Annotated in this window: 16 protein-coding genes and 2 pseudogenes; 7 read left to right on the top strand and 11 right to left on the bottom strand. The window is 47.9% G+C overall.

Going from position 1 to position 20,265, the window contains the following annotated elements; translation table 11 throughout:
• Positions 1-243 precede the first annotated feature (243 nt).
• Positions 244-1,884 carry an ABC-F family ATP-binding cassette domain-containing protein gene (locus tag OCV63_RS14340; protein ID WP_158364981.1) on the top strand — a complete coding sequence of 547 codons (1,641 nt, stop codon included), beginning with the start codon at positions 244-246 and terminating at the stop codon, positions 1,882-1,884.
• Positions 1,885-2,076: 192 nt separating this feature from the next.
• Here OCV63_RS14340 and OCV63_RS14335 read toward each other — a convergent pair whose 3' ends face one another.
• A complete protein-coding gene (locus OCV63_RS14335) occupies positions 2,077-2,373 on the bottom strand; it encodes a GNAT family acetyltransferase (RefSeq protein ID WP_158364979.1) in 297 nt (98 codons plus the stop codon).
• 280 nt (positions 2,374-2,653) lie between these two features.
• Here OCV63_RS14335 and OCV63_RS14330 point away from each other — a divergent pair, with 280 nt between their 5' ends.
• Together OCV63_RS14330 and OCV63_RS14325 are read left to right on the top strand one after the other, a co-directional pair.
• Positions 2,654-3,814: an alanyl-tRNA editing protein gene (locus tag OCV63_RS14330; RefSeq protein WP_158364977.1), complete on the top strand. Its 1,161-nt coding sequence runs from the start codon at positions 2,654-2,656 to the stop codon at positions 3,812-3,814.
• An 85-nt stretch (positions 3,815-3,899) separates the two neighbouring features.
• Positions 3,900-4,544, top strand: coding sequence for a hypothetical protein (locus OCV63_RS14325; RefSeq protein WP_158364975.1), 645 nt, complete (start codon positions 3,900-3,902; stop codon positions 4,542-4,544).
• 204 nt (positions 4,545-4,748) lie between these two features.
• On the opposite strand, the gene OCV63_RS14320 is transcribed toward OCV63_RS14325, so the two are convergent.
• From OCV63_RS14320 to OCV63_RS14310, 3 genes are read right to left on the bottom strand one after another with little or no spacing between them, the layout of a single operon-like run.
• Positions 4,749-6,272, bottom strand: coding sequence for an ATP-binding protein (locus OCV63_RS14320; protein ID WP_158364973.1), 1,524 nt, complete (start codon positions 6,270-6,272; stop codon positions 4,749-4,751).
• 15 nt (positions 6,273-6,287) lie between these two features.
• Positions 6,288-7,613 carry a vWA domain-containing protein gene (locus tag OCV63_RS14315; RefSeq protein ID WP_158364971.1) on the bottom strand — a complete coding sequence of 442 codons (1,326 nt, stop codon included), beginning with the start codon at positions 7,611-7,613 and terminating at the stop codon, positions 6,288-6,290.
• 9 nt (positions 7,614-7,622) lie between these two features.
• Positions 7,623-8,618 carry a leucine-rich repeat protein gene (locus OCV63_RS14310; protein WP_158364969.1) on the bottom strand — a complete coding sequence of 332 codons (996 nt, stop codon included), beginning with the start codon at positions 8,616-8,618 and terminating at the stop codon, positions 7,623-7,625.
• 242 nt (positions 8,619-8,860) lie between these two features.
• On the opposite strand from OCV63_RS14310, the gene nrdD reads away from it, so the two are divergent.
• Both nrdD and nrdG read left to right on the top strand, forming a co-directional pair.
• Positions 8,861-11,038, top strand: a complete 2,178-nt coding sequence (nrdD, locus tag OCV63_RS14305; protein ID WP_158364967.1) for an anaerobic ribonucleoside-triphosphate reductase — start codon at positions 8,861-8,863, stop codon at positions 11,036-11,038.
• 11 nt (positions 11,039-11,049) lie between these two features.
• Positions 11,050-11,613: an anaerobic ribonucleoside-triphosphate reductase activating protein gene (gene nrdG / locus OCV63_RS14300; protein WP_158364965.1), complete on the top strand. Its 564-nt coding sequence runs from the start codon at positions 11,050-11,052 to the stop codon at positions 11,611-11,613.
• Between the two features lie 37 nt (positions 11,614-11,650).
• Here the strand turns inward: nrdG and OCV63_RS17565 are convergent.
• From OCV63_RS17565 to OCV63_RS14260, 7 genes and pseudogenes are all read right to left on the bottom strand, one after another.
• A pseudogene (locus OCV63_RS17565) lies at positions 11,651-12,903 on the bottom strand (TRAP transporter large permease).
• A 48-nt stretch (positions 12,904-12,951) separates the two neighbouring features.
• Complete coding sequence (locus tag OCV63_RS14285) at positions 12,952-13,428, bottom strand: TRAP transporter small permease (RefSeq protein WP_158364959.1); 477 nt, start codon at positions 13,426-13,428, stop codon at positions 12,952-12,954.
• A 20-nt stretch (positions 13,429-13,448) separates the two neighbouring features.
• Positions 13,449-14,498 (bottom strand): TRAP transporter substrate-binding protein, encoded by a 1,050-nt coding sequence (locus OCV63_RS14280; RefSeq protein ID WP_262670886.1) that lies wholly within the window; start codon positions 14,496-14,498, stop codon positions 13,449-13,451.
• A 44-nt stretch (positions 14,499-14,542) separates the two neighbouring features.
• Complete coding sequence (locus tag OCV63_RS14275; RefSeq protein WP_158364955.1) at positions 14,543-15,691, bottom strand: mandelate racemase/muconate lactonizing enzyme family protein; 1,149 nt, start codon at positions 15,689-15,691, stop codon at positions 14,543-14,545.
• 35 nt (positions 15,692-15,726) lie between these two features.
• Entirely contained in the window at positions 15,727-16,371 is a 645-nt protein-coding gene (locus OCV63_RS14270) for a dihydroxyacetone kinase subunit L (RefSeq protein ID WP_158364953.1), read from the bottom strand.
• A 4-nt stretch (positions 16,372-16,375) separates the two neighbouring features.
• The gene (locus OCV63_RS14265) at positions 16,376-17,377 is read right to left on the bottom strand and encodes a dihydroxyacetone kinase subunit DhaK (protein ID WP_158364951.1); all 1,002 of its coding nucleotides are present in this window, start codon (positions 17,375-17,377) and stop codon (positions 16,376-16,378) included.
• A 16-nt stretch (positions 17,378-17,393) separates the two neighbouring features.
• Entirely contained in the window at positions 17,394-18,278 is an 885-nt protein-coding gene (locus tag OCV63_RS14260; protein WP_158364949.1) for a dihydrodipicolinate synthase family protein, read from the bottom strand.
• Positions 18,279-18,585: 307 nt separating this feature from the next.
• On the opposite strand from OCV63_RS14260, the gene OCV63_RS14255 reads away from it, so the two are divergent.
• Positions 18,586-19,410 carry an IclR family transcriptional regulator gene (locus OCV63_RS14255; protein ID WP_158364947.1) on the top strand — a complete coding sequence of 275 codons (825 nt, stop codon included), beginning with the start codon at positions 18,586-18,588 and terminating at the stop codon, positions 19,408-19,410.
• Between the two features lie 138 nt (positions 19,411-19,548).
• Positions 19,549-20,142 (top strand): annotated as a pseudogene (locus OCV63_RS14250) (transposase); the annotation flags it as partial.
• Positions 20,143-20,265 lie beyond the last annotated feature (123 nt).

The raw sequence follows: 20,265 nt of genomic DNA, 5'->3' as shown, positions 1-20,265 counted from the left end.
CTTTCACGCTCGTGATTTCCTACATTATACCTTCTTTTCCCCGGCCGCTCAAGTCCGTCCGCCGGAAAATCCCGTTTTCCCTCCGAAATCCTGAAAACTCAGAAATTTCGGGAATTTAACCGTGGAAAGGGCTTGCAAATTCTATATTTTCCTGTAAAATAGATGTGTATGCCCGCAGATAAAAGCTGTAGGTCAAAAAAAACGTATCATACACCATATTTACCAAGTCATAAGGAGCAAAACATGATCAGTGCAAATAACGTAACGCTTAGAATAGGAAAGAAAGCCTTATTCGAGGATGTCAATATCAAATTTACCGAGGGCAACTGCTATGGCCTCATCGGAGCCAACGGCGCGGGAAAATCTACCTTCTTAAAGATTCTCTCCGGCGAGCTGGATTCCACCAATGGCGAAGTGGTCATCACTCCGGGCCAACGTCTCTCCTTCCTGAAACAGGATCATTTCCAGTATGACGAGTACCCGGTTCTGGATACCGTTATTATGGGAAATGCCCGTCTCTATGAGATTATGAAGGAAAAGGAAGCCATCTACGCAAAAGAGGACTTTACCGACGAGGACGGTATCCGCGCCAGCGAGCTGGAGGCTGAATTTGCGGACATGGACGGCTGGGAGGCTGAGTCTGACGCCGCTACTCTCTTAAACGGACTGGGTATCGATACCGATCTTCACTACACCCTGATGAAGGATCTCCTGGGTGCCCAGAAGGTCAAGGTTCTGCTGGCACAGGCATTGTTCGGCAACCCGGATATCCTGCTTCTGGACGAGCCGACCAACCACCTGGATCTGGACGCTATCGCATGGCTGGAGGAGTTCCTGATTAACTTCCCGAACACCGTCATCGTAGTATCCCATGACCGTTATTTCCTGAATAAGGTCTGCACCCATATCGCCGACATCGATTACGGCAAGATTCAGCTCTATGCCGGTAACTACGACTTCTGGTACGAGTCCAGCCAGCTGCTGATTCGCCAGATGAAGGAGGCCAATAAGAAGAAGGAAGAGAAGATCAAAGAGCTGCAGGAATTTATCTCCCGTTTCTCTGCTAACGCTTCCAAGTCCAAGCAGGCAACCTCCAGAAAGAAGGCTCTGGAGAAAATCGAGCTGGACGAGATCCGTCCCTCCAGCCGGAAGTACCCCTACATCGATTTCCGTCCGAACCGCGAGATCGGAAATGAAGTGCTGACCGTAGAGGGTCTGTCCAAGACCATCGACGGCGTGAAGGTTCTGGATAATATTTCCTTTATTCTGGGGCATGACGACAAGGTAGCCTTCGTAGGCGGCAACGAGTTTGCCAAAACAACCCTCTTTAAGATTCTGTCCGGAGAAATGGAGCCGGACGAGGGTACTTATAAATGGGGTATCACCACCAGCCAGTCCTATTTCCCCAAGGACAACAGTAAGGAATTTGACAACGACGATACCATCGTCGACTGGCTGACCCAGTATTCCGAGATCAAGGACGCAACCTATGTCCGCGGCTTCCTAGGCCGTATGCTCTTCGCCGGAGAAGACGGCGTGAAGAAGGTCAAGGTTCTGTCCGGAGGTGAGAAGGTCCGCTGTATGCTGTCCAAGCTGATGATTTCCGGCGCCAACGTGCTGATTCTCGACGAGCCCACCGACCACCTGGATATGGAGTCCATCACGGCCCTGAACAACGGCCTCATCAAGTTCCCGGGCGTGCTGCTGTTCTCCTCCCGTGACCACCAGATTGTACAGACTACCGCCAACCGTATCATCGAGCTGCTGCCGAACGGCGCTATGATCGATAAGATCACCACCTACGACGAGTACCTGGAGAGCGATGAAATGGCAAGAAAGCGTACCGTCTATACCAAGAGCGCGGACGAGGAGGATGATAACTAAAAATTTTGTTTTGCAGGAATTTTCGCGAATCTTCGTAGAAATGAATCTGTTCCGGAACTGAAGTTTTCTGAATCCGTCAAAAATCGTTTTATTACGAAAAAGGCATTCTATAGTTTCTATTTCATGATCTGAAACTACAGAATGCCTTTTTCTCTTTTGGTGACCCTATGTTTTCCACCGACACAGTTTCGTTTACACCCAGCTGGCGTTCTTCGCCTCTGTCCATCGCTCCTGCTGGGCCTCGTACTGCTCGTTCAGCCAGGCGATGGCCTGTGTAAAGCCCTCGTCTGTGAAGGGAAACTCCCTGGCCTCCTTCTGATCCTCCGCTGTCTTTTCAAAGCAGAAGGGCTCCGGATAAATCACTGCCTCCAGTGTCTTTTTGTCCTCTTCCTCTTTCTTCCGCAGCCGGTAACGCATGCCCTCATAGCTTCCGGTATAGACGCCCCGGTTGATATAGGGGAGGCCGGCCTGGCCGTGTAAATCTATCATAGAATGACTTCCTTTCTGGTTTTCATATCTTTTCCGATGATTTCTTTGAAATTATAGCACAGTTCCCTTTTCTCCTCAATGCGCATTTTCTCAGCTGTCGCCCACCGATAACTGAAAACTGCCAACATCCGCTTAAAATATCCCTGTCCAAAACTGTGATAAAATGTTATACTGAAAGCGTTGTTTCCTGCATGAAAATTTTATCTGAATTTCAACACCGGAATCAACGGTTTCCTTACATAAGATATGGTTTCATTTCGACAACAGGAGGTTTTACACCATGACAGACCGTTTATATTATGAAGACAGCCACCTGACCGAGTTCCCGGCGGTGGTGACTGCCTGCGAGCAGGAAAAGGATTTCTGGAAGGTGGCGCTCGACCAGACCGCGTTTTTCCCGGAAGGCGGCGGACAGGCCGGGGATACAGGATATCTGGGCGACGTGGAGGTCTTCGATACCCATGAGAAAAATGGAGAAATCTGGCATTATACCAGACAGCCCCTGGAAGTCGGCGCAGAGGTAAAAGGCGTCCTGGACTGGGAAAAACGCTTTTCCCGGATGCAGCAGCATTCCGGCGAGCATATCGTCTCCGGTCTTATCCATACCCGCTTCGGCTACGACAACGTGGGCTTCCATCTGGGAGAGGAAGAAGTCACTATGGACTTCAATGGCCCGATTACCAAAAAAGAGCTTTTAGAAGTTGAGACTGCTGCCAACCAGGTGGTCTTCGGTAATGTGCCGATTCAGATCTCCTATCCCAGCAAAGAAGAACTGGCTGTTCTCGATTACCGGAGCAAAATCGAGATCGAAGGACAGGTGCGTATCGTCACCATTCCCGATATCGACGTCTGCGCCTGCTGCGCGCCCCATGTGAATACCACCGGAGAGATCGGCCTGATTAAGCTTACGAATGTACAGTCCCACCGGGGCGGCGTCCGGGTCAATCTCCTGGCCGGAGATCGGGCGCTTCGCGACTACCGGGAAAAAGAGAGCAGCGTGAAGGCTGTTTCCGTGCTGCTCTCCGCCAAAGAGGCGGTGGTAGCTGACGCGGTAGAACGGCTGAAGCAGGAGAATTTCCGCCTCACCGGACAGTTGATGGCGCTGAGTAAGACGTTGATTCAGAATAAGGCTGCTTCCGTAGCCGAAGGAACCGCCAATCCCATATTTTTCGAGGATAACCTGGATGCGGATACCAGCCGGGAATTCGTAAACCTCTTATCCGCCCGCTGCAGCGGCATCGCCTGTCTCTTCATCGGAAATGATGAGAGCGGCTACCGCTACATCTTCGGAAGCAAGACCGAGGATACCCGGCCCCTCTGCAAGGCCCTGAACGGGCAGTTCGGCGGGAAGGGCGGCGGAAAGCCCGAGATGGTGCAGGGATCGCTCTCCGGCACCCAGGAAGAGCTGATGGGCGCAGTAGAAACTTTTCTGCGCAGCTAGGTAATGACTGCTATTTGCGTCTCTATGCGCGCCTCGGACGACGGCTCCTATCCTTTGCCGTCAAATACCATATAAGGAGAATTTTATGATGTCCCTATACAAGGATGTACAGAAAGCGGCAGCCCGCAAACAGGGCGTCGATGTGAAAGAACCCGCGGAGGTGACCATGTCCAATATTCTGGACGGCCCCATCAAGAGACCGGACGAGTCCAAGCTTTTCAAGACCGTGGAAGAACGCTGCGCCGACGCCAGGAGCACGGCCATGACACTGCTTCTGGTGGGCGTACTGGGCCTGGCGGCCATGATACTCGCCATCACCGGCTCCCTTCAGCTTCCCTTACCGAAAATCGCGCCTTACAGTATGAGTGTGCTGTTTCTGGCTTTTATCGGGGTGGCTGTGGCACAGATTCAAAAGTCGAAGAAAATTCTGACCGAAGGACCTGCGGAGCATGCGCGGATCAAGAATATTAAGAAGTGGTTTGAGACGGAGGGCATCGCTGCTCCGGAGATCGCAGAATTGCCGGTGACGGTACCGGTCAATGAACTGGAGTCGCTTTATCGGAAAAAGTATGAAGCTATCAAAGAAGTGCTTCATAAGCAGTTTTCTGAAGAAGATGTGAAGCTGTTAGATAAGCTGGCAGCAGACTTTTCCGAGGATGCGCGGATTGACGCCATGCTGGAGGAGCAGGTGCGAATTGAAGCGGCAGTGCGAGATAAAAGGACTTCGTAAGAGGGGGCTTCTACAACGGACGGTCGGAAAATCAATTTCCCACGTTCGAGGCGACCTAGCCTCTCCTTAGGAAAGTTGATTTTCCAACCTGGGGTTGGCCGGGAGAACTCCCGGAAGATTGTCTCAAGGGGGGTTACGCTCGTGCGTAGCCCTTTTTGTTTTCAATTGCGAACGCACGGGAAATGAAATTTCCCTAACTGACTTCTACTTCAGTCTTGCGATCTCGTCTCGTATCTCACGATCACTCTCATTAAAAAGCAATCTCTTATTATAACGTTCATAACGCTCACAGTCCGTGGTCTGCAGGAAAGCCACCGCGGCTTCGGACATGTTAAGGCCAGTAAGGAAAATGACCATTTCCTGGCTGTCGCCGAAGGCGGCTTCCAGGAAGTCAAAGGCGTGTTCAAGGACCGCGCTGCCGCTTTCCTGCTCGCCGGCATAGCGGGCCCGCTGCTCGCCGAAAAGGCGGCGTAGAATCTCGAAGGCTGCAGATCCATCTTCGGGATGTTCGGCTTTCAATGTGTTCTCATAGGACAACAGAGTTTCTTCCAGACGCAGGAGACGTTTCTCCTCATCCTTGGTCAGGAGCTCTGCCTCTTTTTTCTGCTGCCGTTTTTCTTCCACTGTATCCCGCAGATTTTCAAGAACCTTTGGAATCCCTTCGCCGTCTGCCGCGAAGTTTTCTGCGTTCAGCACGGAGCCCGCTGCTTTCATCTGGGCGAATAGAGCTTCGGTGAAGCGTTCCTGTTCCCGGACTTTTCGCAGGCGTTCGATGCAGCCGGACAGCAGCAGATTTACCACACTCAGACGCTCGTCAAAGGAGGCGTGGGACAGCTTTTTCAGAGTTGCCTCCCGGATGGTACCGCCCAGGATTTCCTCTATCTGATAATCACTCTCATATTTCCGGTAGAGTTCCAGATAGTTGGCGAATTCTCCGGCGATTTTGTCATGCTGGAGATACTGGCGCACCACGTCTTTATCCGCCTTCTTTCCCAGCTTTTCATAGACTTCTAAAAGGCGGGACAAATCCTCCCAGCCACGGGGCGTGGCAAAACGGCGGCCGTCCACTGTGCTTTCCATCTGATAAAAATGGGCAGGGCGGGCATCCAGATAGGAAATCACCGCCGGATGGATCCGGGACTGTACCGCGTATTCCCGCCATACGCCATAATCCGGCTCCACTTCAATCTTCTTCACACGGTCCAGGGTAACCACGTCAAACTCCCGGACGGATTTGTTGTACTCGGGCGGGTTGCCTGCGGCTACGATGATCCAGCCCTCGGGAATTGGGTGATTACCGAAGGTCTTACACTGGAGGAACTGAAGCATGGCCGGGGCCAGGGTCTCGGAGACACAGTTGATCTCGTCGATGAAGAGAATGCCTTCTTTCAACCCCGTTTTCTTCATTTTTTCATAGATGGAGGCCACGATTTCACTCATGGTGTATTCGGTGACGGCTTTTTTCTGACCGCCAAATTCCATTTCCGAGATAAAGGGCAGACCGATGGCGCTCTGGCGCGTGTGGTGGGTGATGGTGTAGGCCACCAGGCCCACGCCGCACTCTCTGGCTACCTGTTCCATGATCTGAGTCTTGCCGATACCTGGCGCGCCCAGCAACAGAACCGGGCGCTGGCGCACGGTGGGGATGACGTAGTCGCCGTATTCATCTTTTAAAAGATACGCTTCTATCGCGTCTTTGATCTCCTGTTTTGCTCTCTTGATGTTCATTTTTTTCTCCTTCTTTTATCTGTTTTCCAGATCGCTCTCCTGCAGTATCAACTTAATCGCCCACGCCGGCACATCCACGTCCCGGTAATGGTTCTGCACAAAGATAAACGCGGTTTCATAGGGTGGCATTTTCACCGGAAACACCCCATAGCCATCCGTAAAGTACAGAAGCCCCCGCAGCCGCCAGAATTTCTTCTTCGCCAGCTGCTCTTCCACATAAGTAAAGGCCGGGCGGAAATCCGTACCGCCTCCGCCCAGGATCGTGAAATGCTCCATGTACTCTTTCAGTGCCTCCTGGCTCTCGATGAGCACGTCGGACTGGACCCGCTCGTCGCACTGGAGGATGTGGATCCGCATGCGCTTGAAGAAATTCTCCGTCTGGGAGAGCACGTCGTAGGTTTCTTCCAGAAACCGCTTTACCAGCCCCTCCTTGCAGGACATGGATGTGTCAATGACGATGACGAACTCTTCGATTTTCCGCACCTCGCTGGTCTCCAGCGGCTCGATCAGCGGCATATTCCCATACATTTCCATCCCGTAGTGGTAGAAAATGTAATCAAAGCTGTCCGGATCGATCTGCATCTCCTCATGGAGCACCGTAAATTTTCGCAGGAATTCCTTGTAGTCATAACGGGAGCGGTTGCTGACCCGCAGCTGCTCCTTCAGCTCACCTTCCCCCTCCGAGGCCTCGTTGGAGAAAAGCATCACCTCTGTCTCCATCCGTTCCCGGATATCATCCCATTTTTTCCGGTTGGGATTCGGATTTTTCGGGCCGTTCTTCGAATCCTGCTCCCAGAGACTGTGGTCGTCCAGCCGGAACTCCATCTGCCAGCGGCTGATTTCCGCCTCCACAAGCGTTTCCTCTATAAATTTATAAATTCCTTCCGCAGTCAGCACCGGCAGCTTTTCCCGCAGTCTCGCATACACACTTTTCCGGAATGCTCCTGAGGAAATATGGACGCATTTCAAATAGAGGCTATCAATCAGGGCTTCCGTAGCCACGTCGCAGGCCAGGTTCCACAGTCTCTCATCCCGCCCTTTCCGATCAAAGGGATGGCAGAACAGGCAATGAAGAATTCCATGCAGATAGAGCCTGGTGCAGGCCGCCCGCCCCTGCTGCTCATAGAGTAACAGCAGCCCATCCGGGAAATAGTACAGCGCTCCGCCATCGGTTCCGGCTGGCGACACCGTGCCCGGGGCCAGGGCCAAATTGCCCAGAGCCAGATCCAGATAGCGCAGCTTCAGATACAGCTCGTTCCTGGACTGGTTCAGGATCCGGGCCGCCAGTTCCTCCTTTTTCAACTGCGCCTTTTGCTCTTCCAATATCGCGCTTTTTATCATGATGCCCTCCTACAGCTCAAACCGATCCAGGAACGACTGTTTTTTTGTATGCCCTGAAGCGCCCAGTCGATCCTGCAGATACGCCACGCCCTCCGGAAATCCGTCCGCCGCCGCGATGGCCGTCTGTGAAAGCAGGCCATCATCCGGTTTTCCATGTTCGGTCAGCCACATGAGCATGTCCAGATCCCGATGCTCCACTGCCTTTTCAAAGGCCTGCACAAGATGTCCGTTAAGCCAGCTCTCATAATCCTCCCGGCGATCCTCCGACAGACCCACCGGGTACTGAAGCCGGTCCATGGTCATTTCCAATACCGTATCAAAATCTTCTTCCGCCTTCGCCATGTAGTAGCAGGCGTCGTAGGCCCGGAAATCCAGTTTCTTCATATAAAAGCTGTTGCGGAAATTCATGCCGCTGCCGTGCATATGGGTCATCAGGATGCGGGCCGGGGTATTCTCCACGCTCTCCTCGAAAAATTCCGGGAACAGGAGCTTCGCCCGAAACTGTCCCTCCACGGTCACGGCCATTTTCTCCGGCACCTCGATCAGAATCTCCTTCAGGCAGGAAGTCTCTGTCCCGTCCAGCTTCACCGTCAGCTGCCCCAGATGATGGCAGCCAGTAAACAGCCCCGCCCCCAAATCCTTCAGGCTACTGTGGAAATGCAGCTCCGATAGTGCGTTACAATTATAGAAGGCATACGCGCCTATTTTCCGAAGCCCCTCCGGCAGGCTGACCCGTTCCACCTGTATGCCCTGAAGCTCCGGGGCTGCTTCCGGTGACGGCTCTTTTGCTTCCTGCTCTTTCGTTTCAAAATTCCATATTTTTACAGCTTTGCTTTTCAACTCCAGAGCGAACCGCTCCCGGCCAAGATGCGCGGAAAAGGCATACGCACCCAGTTCCGTCACCGGACAACCGTCGATCTCTGACGGAATTTCCGCTTCCTTTCCAAAGTCATAACAGCGGCGCACCACCGCGCAGCCATTTTTTATCTCATAGGCAAACCTCATTTTCTGCCTTTGTCTCCTTTTGTCAGTTTTCTTTTTTCACAATCCCTTTATGCTCTTGCATCATACCACAAACTTTCTGTTATTTCCAGAAAGAATGTGTAAATAACAAGAAATTCCTGCATATTTTCACGCATGTATACAACAATATATAGTAAATCAGCATTGACACCACTACTATATCTTGTTACAATAAGCTTGTTACTGACGAAAGAACAATTTTTATCATAGAGGGAGTGTAGCACATGAAAATCATCAAACGAAGCGGAGCGGAGGTAGAATTTGACCCCCATAAGATCATAATCGCGGTCTCCAAGGCCAATGACAGCGTGGTTCCCAGTGCCCGGATGACGCCGGTTCAGATTAGGCGAATCGCCGAGGATGTGGAAAGCGCGGCGCTGAATATCAAGCGTTCCTTAAGTGTGGAGGAGATTCAGGATATGGTCGAGGATCAAATCATGAATCAGCGCGCCTTTGACGTGGCGAGACAGTACATCACCTACCGCTATACCCGCGCCCTGGTGCGGAAGTCCAACACCACGGACGAGCAGATCTTAAGCCTGATTGAATGTAATAATGAGGAAGTCAAGCAGGAGAATTCCAATAAGAACCCCACTGTCAACAGCGTACAGCGCGACTATATGGCAGGCGAGGTCAGTAAGGATATCACCCGCCGTATTCTGCTTCCGCCGGATATCGTGGAGGCCCATCAGGAGGGCATCATCCATTTCCACGACGCGGATTATTTTGCCCAGCATATGCACAACTGTGATCTGGTCAATCTGGAGGATATGCTGCAGAATGGTACCGTTATCAGCGGTACTCTTATCGAGAAGCCCCACAGCTTCTCCACTGCCTGCAACATCGCCACACAGATCATTGCCCAGGTGGCTTCCTGTCAGTACGGCGGCCAGAGTATTTCCCTGACCCATCTGGCTCCCTTCGTGGATATCAGCCGGAAGAAGATCCGCCGTCAGGTGGCCGATGAGCTACACTCCATCCGCGAGGCTGTGACCCAGGAGGAGATCGATTTCATTACCGAGAAGCGTCTGCGGGAAGAGGTTAAAAACGGCGTACAGATGATTCAGTATCAGGTCGTAACGCTGATGACCACCAACGGACAGGCTCCTTTCGTCACCGTCTTCATGTATCTGAACGAGGCAAAGAACGAACAGGAAAAGAAGGATCTGGCTCTTATTATAGAAGAGACTCTGCGCCAGCGTTATCAGGGCGTGAAAAATGAAAAGGGCGTCTGGATCACCCCGGCCTTCCCGAAGCTGATCTACGTGCTGGAGGATGACAACATCCACGACGAGGACCCCTACTACTATCTGACGAAGCTGGCTGCCAAATGTACCGCCAAGCGCATGGTTCCGGATTATATTTCCGAGAAAATCATGTTCCAGAACAAAGTGGACAAGAACGGCGAGGGCCACTGCTACACCTGCATGGGCTGCCGCAGCTTCCTGACCCCCTATGTGGATGAGAACGGCAAGCCAAAGTACTACGGCCGCTTTAATCAGGGCGTTGTCACCGTCAACCTGGTGGATATCGGACTTTCTGCCGGCGGCGACATGAACCGGTTCTGGGAGATCTTTGACGAGCGCATGGAGCTCTGTCATCGTGCCCTCCAGTGCCGTCACGAGCGTCTGAGCGGTACCGTATCCGACGCGGCTCCGATTCTCTGGCAGCACGGCGCTCTGCTCCGTCTGGAGAAGGGCGAAACCATCGACAAATATCTCCACGGCGGTTATTCTACTCTGTCCCTGGGCTACGCAGGCCTTTGGGAGTGTGTATACAGCCTGAACGGCAAGAAACTGACCGAACCGGAGGGCGAGGAACTGGGCCTGGAGATTATGAAAAAACTCAACGAGTACACGGCCAAATGGAAAGCAGCTGAAAATATCGACTACTCCCTGTACGGTACTCCGCTGGAAAGCACCACCTACAAGTTTGCCAAATGTCTGCAGAAGCGTTTCGGTATCGTAAAGGGTGTAACGGATCGCAACTACATTACGAACAGCTATCACGTACATGTGACCGAGAAGATCGACGCCTTTGACAAGCTGGCGCTGGAATCCAAGTTCCAGGCGCTGTCACCGGGCGGCGCTATCTCCTATGTGGAGGTTCCGAACATGCAGAATAATCTGGAGGCTGTCCTGTCCGTCATGAAATTTATTTACAATAATATCATGTACGCGGAGCTGAATACCAAGAGCGACTACTGCCAGGTATGCGGCTATGACGGAGAGATTGAGATCAAGGAAGACGAGCACGGCAAGCTCATCTGGACCTGCCCCAACTGCGGCAATACTGACCAGAATAAGCTGAACGTGGCCCGCCGCACCTGCGGCTATATCGGGACTCAGTTCTGGAATCAGGGCAGAACTCAGGAAATCAAGGAGCGTGTTCTGCATTTGTAGGAGTCTGAACTATGAATTACGCAACCATTAAGAAAAATGATATCGCCAACGGTCCAGGGGTCCGCGTATCCCTCTTTGTCAGCGGCTGCCGCCACCATTGCCGGAACTGCTTCAACCGGGAAGCCTGGGATTTTTCCTTTGGTCAGCCCTTTACGGACGCCGTGATGGACGAGATTCTGGCGGCTCTCGCCCCTGACTATGTGGCCGGGCTCTCTTTTCTGGGCGGCGAACCCTTCGAGCCGGAAAATCAGGAAGGGCTGCTGACCCTGGCCCGCCGGTTCAAGGAACGCTTTCCGGAAAAGAATCTCTGGTGTTACACCGGCTTTTCCTTTGAACAGGATCTGCTGACCGGAGCGGTGGGCAACCCTGACACGGTCCGGGAGCTTCTCTCCTTCCTCGACGTCCTGGTGGACGGGAAATTTATAGAGGAGGAAAAGGACGCCTCGCTCCTCTTCCGCGGCTCTGCCAATCAGAATATCATCGACGTTCCCGCTTCTCTGAAAGCCGGGCACATGATTCTTCTGCCCGGCACCTGGCAGCGGAAAATGGGAAATGGGAATATTCACGAGGATTAAAAATTAATCCTCGTGAATATTCCCAAATATACTTTTTCTACCCGACTGCATTTGGCACAACTAATCTCGGAAGCCAGAGAATCAAATCTGGAATCATGCAGATAATCAGTAAAGTAGTCATTACCGCCAGCAACATAATCCCCACATCTCTAAAGGTATCCTGCGGTGCAATACCTGATATCTGACATCCCAACAACAAGCAAAGACCATATGGGGGTGTCACCATTCCAATTGCAAGAGTCAGACAAATAATAATGCCAAGATGTACCGGATTCATTCCAAGCGCCAGACCTGCGGGTGCGATAATCGGTACGAAGATATAGATAGCTGGAGTAGAATCCATAAAACAACCCAGAATGAAAAAGACTGCAATGCAAAACAGAGTAAACTGCCATGGTGCCATATGCATATTGGTAAGCAGCTGTTGTACCAGACTACTCACTTTGAAATATGCCATAATATAGCCAAAAACATTGGCAGATGCAATACATATCAGAGCAGTTGCCGTTCCTTTTGCCGTCTGAATAAAAATCAATTTCAGTTCTTTAAAACGCAGAGTTTTTTCCACAAACAATGTTAAAAATAAACTGTATACAACCGCAACCACTGCGCTTTCTGTCGCAGTACAAATGCCGGACAACACTCCGCCGATGATGATAATCGGCATAATCAGAACCAAAATAGATTCTTTCAGTGCTATGAAAAAATCCTTAAAACTCTTTTTTCCTCACGAGGATAATCATATTTTACTGCATAGCACCAGGAAACAGCCATCATAGCCAGTGCAAGCAGAATCCCCGGAATGATCCCCGCAACAAACAATGCCTGCACACTCGCCCCACTTGCCGAAGCGTAAATAATCATGATCATACTGGGCGGTATAATCTGCCCCAATACAGACGAGGTAGCCGTCACAGCTACTGTAAATGACTGCGGATATCCTCTTTCTTGCATCGCCGGGATTAAAATAGAACCAATTCCTGAAGTATCTGCCACCGCAGAACCTGAAACGCCACCAAAGAACAGACTAACCAGAACATTGATATGCGCCAGTCCTCCCCGCAAATGTCCTACCAGAACAGTTGCCAAATTCAACAGTTTATCTGTAATCTTTCCTGAATTCATAATATTTCCCGCAAGTAAGAAAAACGGAATTGCCGTAAGTACAAAAGAATCAACTCCCGCAAACATTTTTTGCACTAACTGCAGAAACGGTAAACTAGTCCATGATGCTGCCACAAAAACTGACGAAATAAAAAGTGAATAGGCAAGTGGAAGTCCCAAAAGCATCAGCACAACCATAATGACAAATAAGCTCACAATTGGCACGATATTCATTTAAGCCCCCTCCTTTCTATGAGTCAGAGATAACCATGCTTTTTCTATCAAATACCAAATCATCAAACCGGCCGATATGGGCATTGCAATATATTGCGCATCTGCCGGCAAAGGCAGAGTCATCATTTTTTTTGCAGAGCATTGGATACAGAATCCAATGCCACCATACAGCATAAAAAGCGCGCAAACCACGGACATAATATAAATGCCGCCTCTTATCATCTTTTGTGCCCCACCTGGTAAATGTGGGACAATAATATCCATTGTAAGATGCGTCTGCTCTCGTACAGCAATGGCTGCCCCCAGAAAAATAATCCAGATAAAGCACAGCTTCACCAACTCCTGACTCCAACTAATCGGTGTCTTTACAACGAATCGGCAAAATACCTGAAGAAATGTCGCTGAAACAAGAATTATCATAAAAAAATACAATATACTTTCGATAACCTTGCCCAGAACTTCGGAGATTTTTGTCATAATTTCCCCTTCCTTTCCTGTTACAGTCCCTGAATCATCTGAATAACCTCTGTCAGGCCATTCTTTTCACCAAATTCTGCAAACACCGGCTGTACTGCTTTGATAATCGGCTCCTTATCAATTTCAAATTCCTGTAATCCAAAATCATTTATCATCGTTGTCTCAGCTTCTTTGCAGTAGTCCTCTTCCGCCTGCCATTCATGCGGAGTTGTCTCGTCCATAGCTTTTACAAGCGCATCCTGTAATTCTGTATCCAATCCATTAAATACATCTTCATTAATAAATACCGGGCGTACTGTAATTTCGTGTTCTGTTTTTGTCAAATATGGAGCCACTTCATAAAATTTAAATGACAGGAATGCAGGCATCTCATTTTCCATTCCATCGCAAAGATTACTGGAAAGTGCTGAATATGTTTCACCAATTGCAACCTCTACTGGAAGACAACCTACTGCTTCCCATACATTGAATTTCAATTCTGAAGCCGTCAATCTGAGCTTATACCCCTTCAGCTGAGATACATCTGTAACAGCCTCTTTTGCGCTCAGTACATTTCTGGTGGAACCACCCCAATAAGCGAGAATCTTTAATTCGGTTTCTTCTTCAATCAAATTCGCATATTCTTTACCCGCTTCTCCTGTTAATGCCTTTTTCCATTGTTCTTTATCCTGAAACAGGAATGGAAGCGCAAATAATTCCAGTTTATTACTATAGCTCGCTCCTACAGAAGGATCGATAACGCACATGTCCAAGGTTCCGGCAACCACCTGATCCATTAATTCTGTTTCTGAACCGAGCGTAGAATCTGAATACTGCTCAATTTTCAGACGACCATTTGAATACTCCTCCGCAAGCGCACTAAATTCATCAATTGACGAAATCCACGGATGACCAGATGTCTGACAATTTGCAAATCTCAAAACTACCGTTTTCCCCGCATTCTCAGTTGCCTCTTTGCTCGTATCCGCTGTATCTGTTTCAACAGAACCGGAAGTACTTTTTGTACAAGCTGCAGCAGAAACCAACATTACACCACATAACATCATTACCCAAAATTTTTTCATTTTCATATACGTTCTCCTTATCTTTCGATTTTCCCTGTATTCTCCATGCATCAATGATTTACACAAAATTTCTGAATTATCTCTCTGTTTACTTCCACGCCGATTCCCGGTGCATCCGGAACCTTCACATAACCGTCCTCCAGCTTGATTGCGCCATAAATCAAATCCATTTTAAACGGATGGCTGGCCTGATCAAATTCAAGCAGCGGTTCTGTCGGAATATGACGCAAGGGCGTCGCAGGGAGCGTAGCAAGAAACTGTAGCGATGCTGCAAGTCCGATTCCGGAACCCCATACATGCGGAATCAGCATCGTATTATAAGCCTGGCACAGAGCCGCAATTTTCTTGCATTCAGTAAAGCCTCCACTGCTACACAGATCTGGCTGATAAATATCTAGCGCCCCTCTCGACAGCCATTCCTTGAACGCCATCTTTCCAAAGGTCTGTTCCCCTGCGGTGACATAAGAAGCTGTAAGATTACGAATCGCTGTATACCCGGCTATGTCCTCAGGTGCCAATAGTTCTTCAAAAAACTCCAGCCTCTCCGGCTCCAGGTTATACAGAATTCTTCGGGCCTCTGCCTGAGAATAGGCACTGTTGAAATCCGCCATCAGCATCACATCAAATCCAATTGCTTCACGGATCGCCCGAATATAAACAATATCTTTTTCTACTCCAAAGCCTGCTTTCAGCTTCATAGCTTTGAATCCGTTCTCAATATGTCTATGTGCCTCTGCAATCGCATCCTCCGGATATTTCTTTCCTTCCCGCCGATGGAACCCTGTAGCATAAGCCTTCAACGAAGTACGGAAAGTTCCTCCAATCAGTTTACTTACCGGTTTTCCCAGATGCTTTCCAATCGCATCCCAAAGTGCGATATCAAATCCGCTCAACGCGTTTACCGCAATTCCCTGCTGGCCGAATGGACGGGACAAATTATACAGTTCTTCCCACAGAACCTCCACATCATAAATGTCACGACCCACAACGCGGGGTGCGATAAAGTTTTCCACAAATGCAGCTGAAATCTGAGGAGGCTGCATTCCATGACACAGGCACTCTCCAAAACCGCTTTCGTCATCATCGCACACCACTTCTACGATGACGGAACATCTGTCATATACAAAACCCTGCGAAAAATAAAATGGTGATTCAATCGGTGCTTTTATAATATAAGTCTTTACTTTTTTAATGTTCATTCTATCTCACGCCCTTCCTTTCTACCTACAAAGTATCACAAAGAATCCATATAGTTTTTGTATCCCTGAATCATCAATACTCCTGTATACGCACCCTGATCTATTACCCCTGACGCCCGTTCAGAAAATACCACCGCTTTTCCAAATTTAGGAGCCATATTTTTCGTTGATTCCGCTCCATCCCTAGCTCCCTTTAGCGCTGCATCACATACTTCTTTGAGAGATGCCGTTGGATGAAGCTCTAAAAATGTTTTCGCTTTCTGAGCCGCTGGCAACACCGCATCCAATACCGTACGATCTCCCTGTTTGCATTTTCCTCTTTTCGCAATTCCTTCTGCAAATCCTGTCAGATAAGACACAAACTGCTGGGTTCCTATTTTATCTGATCCTGTAATTGCCTTCCCACCATTCATAATTCCAGAAGCCATAAGAGTTCCCATCGTAGAGGGCACTGTTGACGCCATTTTCATTCCCGCTTTCATCAGACATTTTCCGATATCTTTTTCCTCCATATCATCAATTATCCCGGGCAATACAGAAAACCCTTTTTTCATAGTCAATCCCAGGTCTCCATCTCCCATCTTTGCGTCCATGTTACACAATTCTTCCGCATGTTCTTCCATAATTTTCTGAACACTGCCAAACAATGCGCCGACCGCTTCACGAGCTATGTATTTCATCTTATCACCCCTTCTGATTATAAAACGGCGTATATGCCGGAGCATCTAAAAGTCTTTTCTGCTCTTCATCCAATCGCATCAAACTAACAGAGGCCCCTGCCATTTCCATGGAAGTCGCATATTCTCCTACGAATGTACGATAGATTGCAATTTTTTTTGCTTCCAGTTTTTTACTTATAGAGCCGCTTAAAATGTAAAGTTCTTCCAGGCTCGTTGCTCCCAGACCATTCACCAGAATAGCCACTTCTTCTCCGCTTTCCACCGGCATGTCTTTCAAAATGGTATCCAGAGATTCTTCTGCCAACTCGTCTGCCGTGAGAATGGGGCCATTCCAAACTCCAGGCTCTCCATGAATTCCCATTCCCATTGCCATTTCATTCTCACCCAGTGTAAAATTGGACTTTCCCAGTTCAGGAATTACACACGGAGTCAATGAAAAGCCCACCGTTCTGATATTTTCTTTTGCTTTTTCAGCCGCCTCCAGTACTTCTTCCAGTGTGCCGCCTTTCGCCGCTTTTGCCCCAGCACATTTATACATAAAGAAAATTCCAGCAACTCCACGCCTTGCTCCTGCATTTTCCGATGAAGCCGAATTCACATCGTCTGCGCCTACAATGGACTTTACTTGTATTCCATCCATTTCGCACATTTCCGCCGCAATATCAAAATTCATGATATCCCCTGTATAATTTCCATAGATATATAAAATTCCTGCTCCAGCATCTACTTCTTTACTAATGTTGTAGATCTGCTCAGCAGACGGCGACTGGAATACGCTTCCCACACCACAGCCATCCAGCAATCCCTCTCCCACATAGCCAAGAAACAGCGGGAGATGCCCTGTGCCTCCACCCGTAACAATGGCAACTTTTCCTTTCTTTTTCTTTGCGGTACAATAACAACGCAGATCATTTTCTACGTACCGGACCAAATCACTATGAGCAGCATAAATTCCTCTCAACATATCATCCGTATAATCTTCCGGCCGATTTATAATCTTTTTCATGATTTACCTCCTTATGCTACAGGTATGCTTTTATCTGAGACAACAGTTTTTTCTGTTCTTCTTCCGATAAATCCAACAAGGGCTTCTTCATATGTCCACCATTTACTCCTCGATAAGTAAGAATTGTTTTAAAAATCGACATATCTGCGCCGCATTTCATTAACCAGCAAAGTTCTGTCGCTTTCTTTTGCGCTTCCTGTGCTGCTTCCAGATTTCCTGCAAGATACTGTTCATATACTTCTACAAATAACTCCGGCATCGGGCCAGAACAACCGGAAACCGTACCGTCACAGCCAGAAACCAGCGCTGGAAGGAACATATGATCCGGGCCAAATACAACAGAAAATTCTCCACTTTTAACTCTGGTATATTGCAACATTCTGTTCACATCTGCATAGCTGTATTTTACTCCCACCACATTCGGGCATACTGCACAAATTTTTTCCATTGTTTCAGGTGTAATATCATTGTGTGCAAGCTGCGGAATTACATATACATACACCGGAAAATCCTCCGGCAATGTCGAACATACTTCCTGATAATATTTCACCATAGCCTGTTCGTTTACCGTAAAATAACTCGGTGTTACAACTCCTACGCCATCCGCTCCGATTTTTACAGCATGCTGTGCCAGTCGAATTGTCTCTTCTTGCTTCATTGCCCCCACATGGATAAACACTGTCACACGATGTCCGGCAGTTTTTACTACGGTTTCTGCAATCTGTTCTCTTTCTTCCGGAGACATGGAGTACATCTCCCCTGTGGTTCCGCACGGATACAGACAATGAACGCCTTTTTCAATCAGGAAATTTGTCTGATCTCGAACTGCTTCCAGATCAACTTTTCCATTTTCATCAAACGGCGTCGTCATAGCAGTAATAACTCCATACAGTTTTTTCATCTTTCTTCCTCCTTTTTTGTTTTTAGTTCATCATTACTGAACTTGATTCACTTTTATTTTTCTATGTTTTTATATTACAGCAGCAATATTTTTTTGTCAATAGAACAATTTTCAACAATTTATTTTGTTAAAATCTAGTAATACTGACTATAACATTACGTATTTACAATATTGACTAGCAATTCAGTTTGAAGTATAATATAACCTATATTTAGTAATACTGAAACAATAATATTATTTTCGAATATGTTTTAATAAATCACTGAAAGGGGAAGATTTGCTTTTACAAATCTCATATAGGTAGCATATGAAAAAGGACAAACGTATCTCATCAAACAATTATGTTGGATCAGTTGTGAAAGCCCTACGCATTTTGGATTGTTTTACCCGGTCACAACCTCGGTTATCTCTGACTAAAATCAGTCAGCAACTGGAGCTGCCCAAAAGCACAACCCTGAATCTAATTCGAACACTAGAACATGGGGGATTATTAATCCGTACACCTGGCGAGCAAAACTACCAGCTCGGTTATAAACTAATGGAATTAAGTTATAATTTAAGCTCTTCTTTGCAGATTGTGCACTACGCACGACCAGTTTTGGAAGAGCTTCAAACAAAGACAAGTGAAATTATTTACCTGACTACGCACATAAACGGCCGGGTACTTTACCTTGAAGCTATGTATCCTTCCATCCGAAACATCAATTACTCTGTCATAGGAAAAACACTTCCCATGTACTGCACCGGTTGCGGCAAGGCCATGCTTGCCTATCTTCCATCCGAAGAAATCGAGCAGATTTATGACACGTGGCCACTGCAAAAATTTACACCAAACACCATTACCACTCACGATGAATTATCTGAGGAACTTAAGAGAATCCGAAATCATGGCTACTCCATTGATGTAGAGGAGGAATCTATAGGTGTTAAATGTGTCGCTGTCCCGATCCGGGATTCCACTGGATATCCTGTAGGGGCAATCAGTATTTCAGGCTCTTTGATGAGTATGAAAGATAATCTATTAGACGGATATGCTGAAAATCTTTCTAATGTATGTAACTCTCTTGCGCCTTACTCATCACTGTTTCCTGCCGCGCAAATGCGCGCAATTTATTCGCAGGAAACCGTGTAGGTTTCCTGTCAGACTATAGACAAAGGCCCCGCTTTTGTGTAGTTTTACTATTGTTCGAACCGCTTTTCTGATATAATGATATCAGAAGGGCGGTGTTTTTATAATGACAAGAAATGCTTCTATGATTATTGCAGATGCAGGATACCGGTGATTGCCAGAAGGCTGCTATCAGATGAAAATGAACCCTTGTTTCCATATAAGCGCCCGATGACAAAAGAAGGCTATTTCAGAAAGCATGAATACGTTTATGACGAGTATTATGACTGCTATCTTTGCCCTGAAAATCAGGCACTTTCTTATAGCACAACAAATCGGGATGGCTATCGTAAATACAAAAGCCATGGATATATTTGTTGTAATTGTCCCCAGAAATCTAAATGTACAGAAAGCAAAGAACATGTGAAGCCGCTAACACAACATGTATGGGAAAGATATATAGAGAAGACAGAGGATATCCGTCATGCACTGGGAAATAAAGAGATTTATCAGAAACGAAAAGAAACGACAGAACGAATCTTTGGAACAGCGAAAGAACCTCATGGTTTTCGATATACTCAGTACATAGGAAAAGTACGGATGGAAATGAAAGCCGGGCTTACTTTTGTATGCATGAACCTGAAAAAGCTAGCTAAAATACTGGTAATGAGAAATAAAAAATCGCTGTTATTTATGTTTAGAGTTGAAAATTTACTGAATAAAGTAAACGTAACAGAAAAGTGGTGCCTGACCTAATGGTCAAACATCACTTTGTCTACAGTCTGAGGGCGTGTGAAAAAATGAGAAATCATTTTTTACACGCTCTTTTAGACTAAAAAATTATAAACGAAGTAGTCTCTAAAAGCGCATTTCCCCCTT

The organism is Laedolimicola ammoniilytica (assembly GCF_025567165.1).
GTDB lineage: Bacteria > Bacillota > Clostridia > Lachnospirales > Lachnospiraceae > Laedolimicola > Laedolimicola ammoniilytica.
This window is presented reverse-complemented; position numbering and strand designations above follow the sequence as displayed.

Coding starts and splice junctions, on each gene's coding strand:
- OCV63_RS14260 (WP_158364949.1), bottom strand. CDS start 18,278: ATGAAAAAACTGTATGGAGTTATTACTGCTATGACGACGCCGTTTGAT.
- OCV63_RS14310 (WP_158364969.1), bottom strand. CDS start 8,618: ATGAGGTTTGCCTATGAGATAAAAAATGGCTGCGCGGTGGTGCGCCGC.
- nrdG (WP_158364965.1), top strand. CDS start 11,050: ATGAATTACGCAACCATTAAGAAAAATGATATCGCCAACGGTCCAGGG.
- OCV63_RS14255 (WP_158364947.1), top strand. CDS start 18,586: ATGAAAAAGGACAAACGTATCTCATCAAACAATTATGTTGGATCAGTT.
- OCV63_RS14265 (WP_158364951.1), bottom strand. CDS start 17,377: ATGAAAAAGATTATAAATCGGCCGGAAGATTATACGGATGATATGTTG.
- OCV63_RS14280 (WP_262670886.1), bottom strand. CDS start 14,498: ATGAAAATGAAAAAATTTTGGGTAATGATGTTATGTGGTGTAATGTTG.
- OCV63_RS14315 (WP_158364971.1), bottom strand. CDS start 7,613: ATGATAAAAAGCGCGATATTGGAAGAGCAAAAGGCGCAGTTGAAAAAG.
- OCV63_RS14285 (WP_158364959.1), bottom strand. CDS start 13,428: ATGACAAAAATCTCCGAAGTTCTGGGCAAGGTTATCGAAAGTATATTG.
- OCV63_RS14275 (WP_158364955.1), bottom strand. CDS start 15,691: ATGAACATTAAAAAAGTAAAGACTTATATTATAAAAGCACCGATTGAA.
- OCV63_RS14330 (WP_158364977.1), top strand. CDS start 2,654: ATGACAGACCGTTTATATTATGAAGACAGCCACCTGACCGAGTTCCCG.
- OCV63_RS14340 (WP_158364981.1), top strand. CDS start 244: ATGATCAGTGCAAATAACGTAACGCTTAGAATAGGAAAGAAAGCCTTA.
- OCV63_RS14320 (WP_158364973.1), bottom strand. CDS start 6,272: ATGAACATCAAGAGAGCAAAACAGGAGATCAAAGACGCGATAGAAGCG.
- OCV63_RS14335 (WP_158364979.1), bottom strand. CDS start 2,373: ATGATAGATTTACACGGCCAGGCCGGCCTCCCCTATATCAACCGGGGC.
- nrdD (WP_158364967.1), top strand. CDS start 8,861: ATGAAAATCATCAAACGAAGCGGAGCGGAGGTAGAATTTGACCCCCAT.
- OCV63_RS14325 (WP_158364975.1), top strand. CDS start 3,900: ATGATGTCCCTATACAAGGATGTACAGAAAGCGGCAGCCCGCAAACAG.
- OCV63_RS14270 (WP_158364953.1), bottom strand. CDS start 16,371: ATGAAATACATAGCTCGTGAAGCGGTCGGCGCATTGTTTGGCAGTGTT.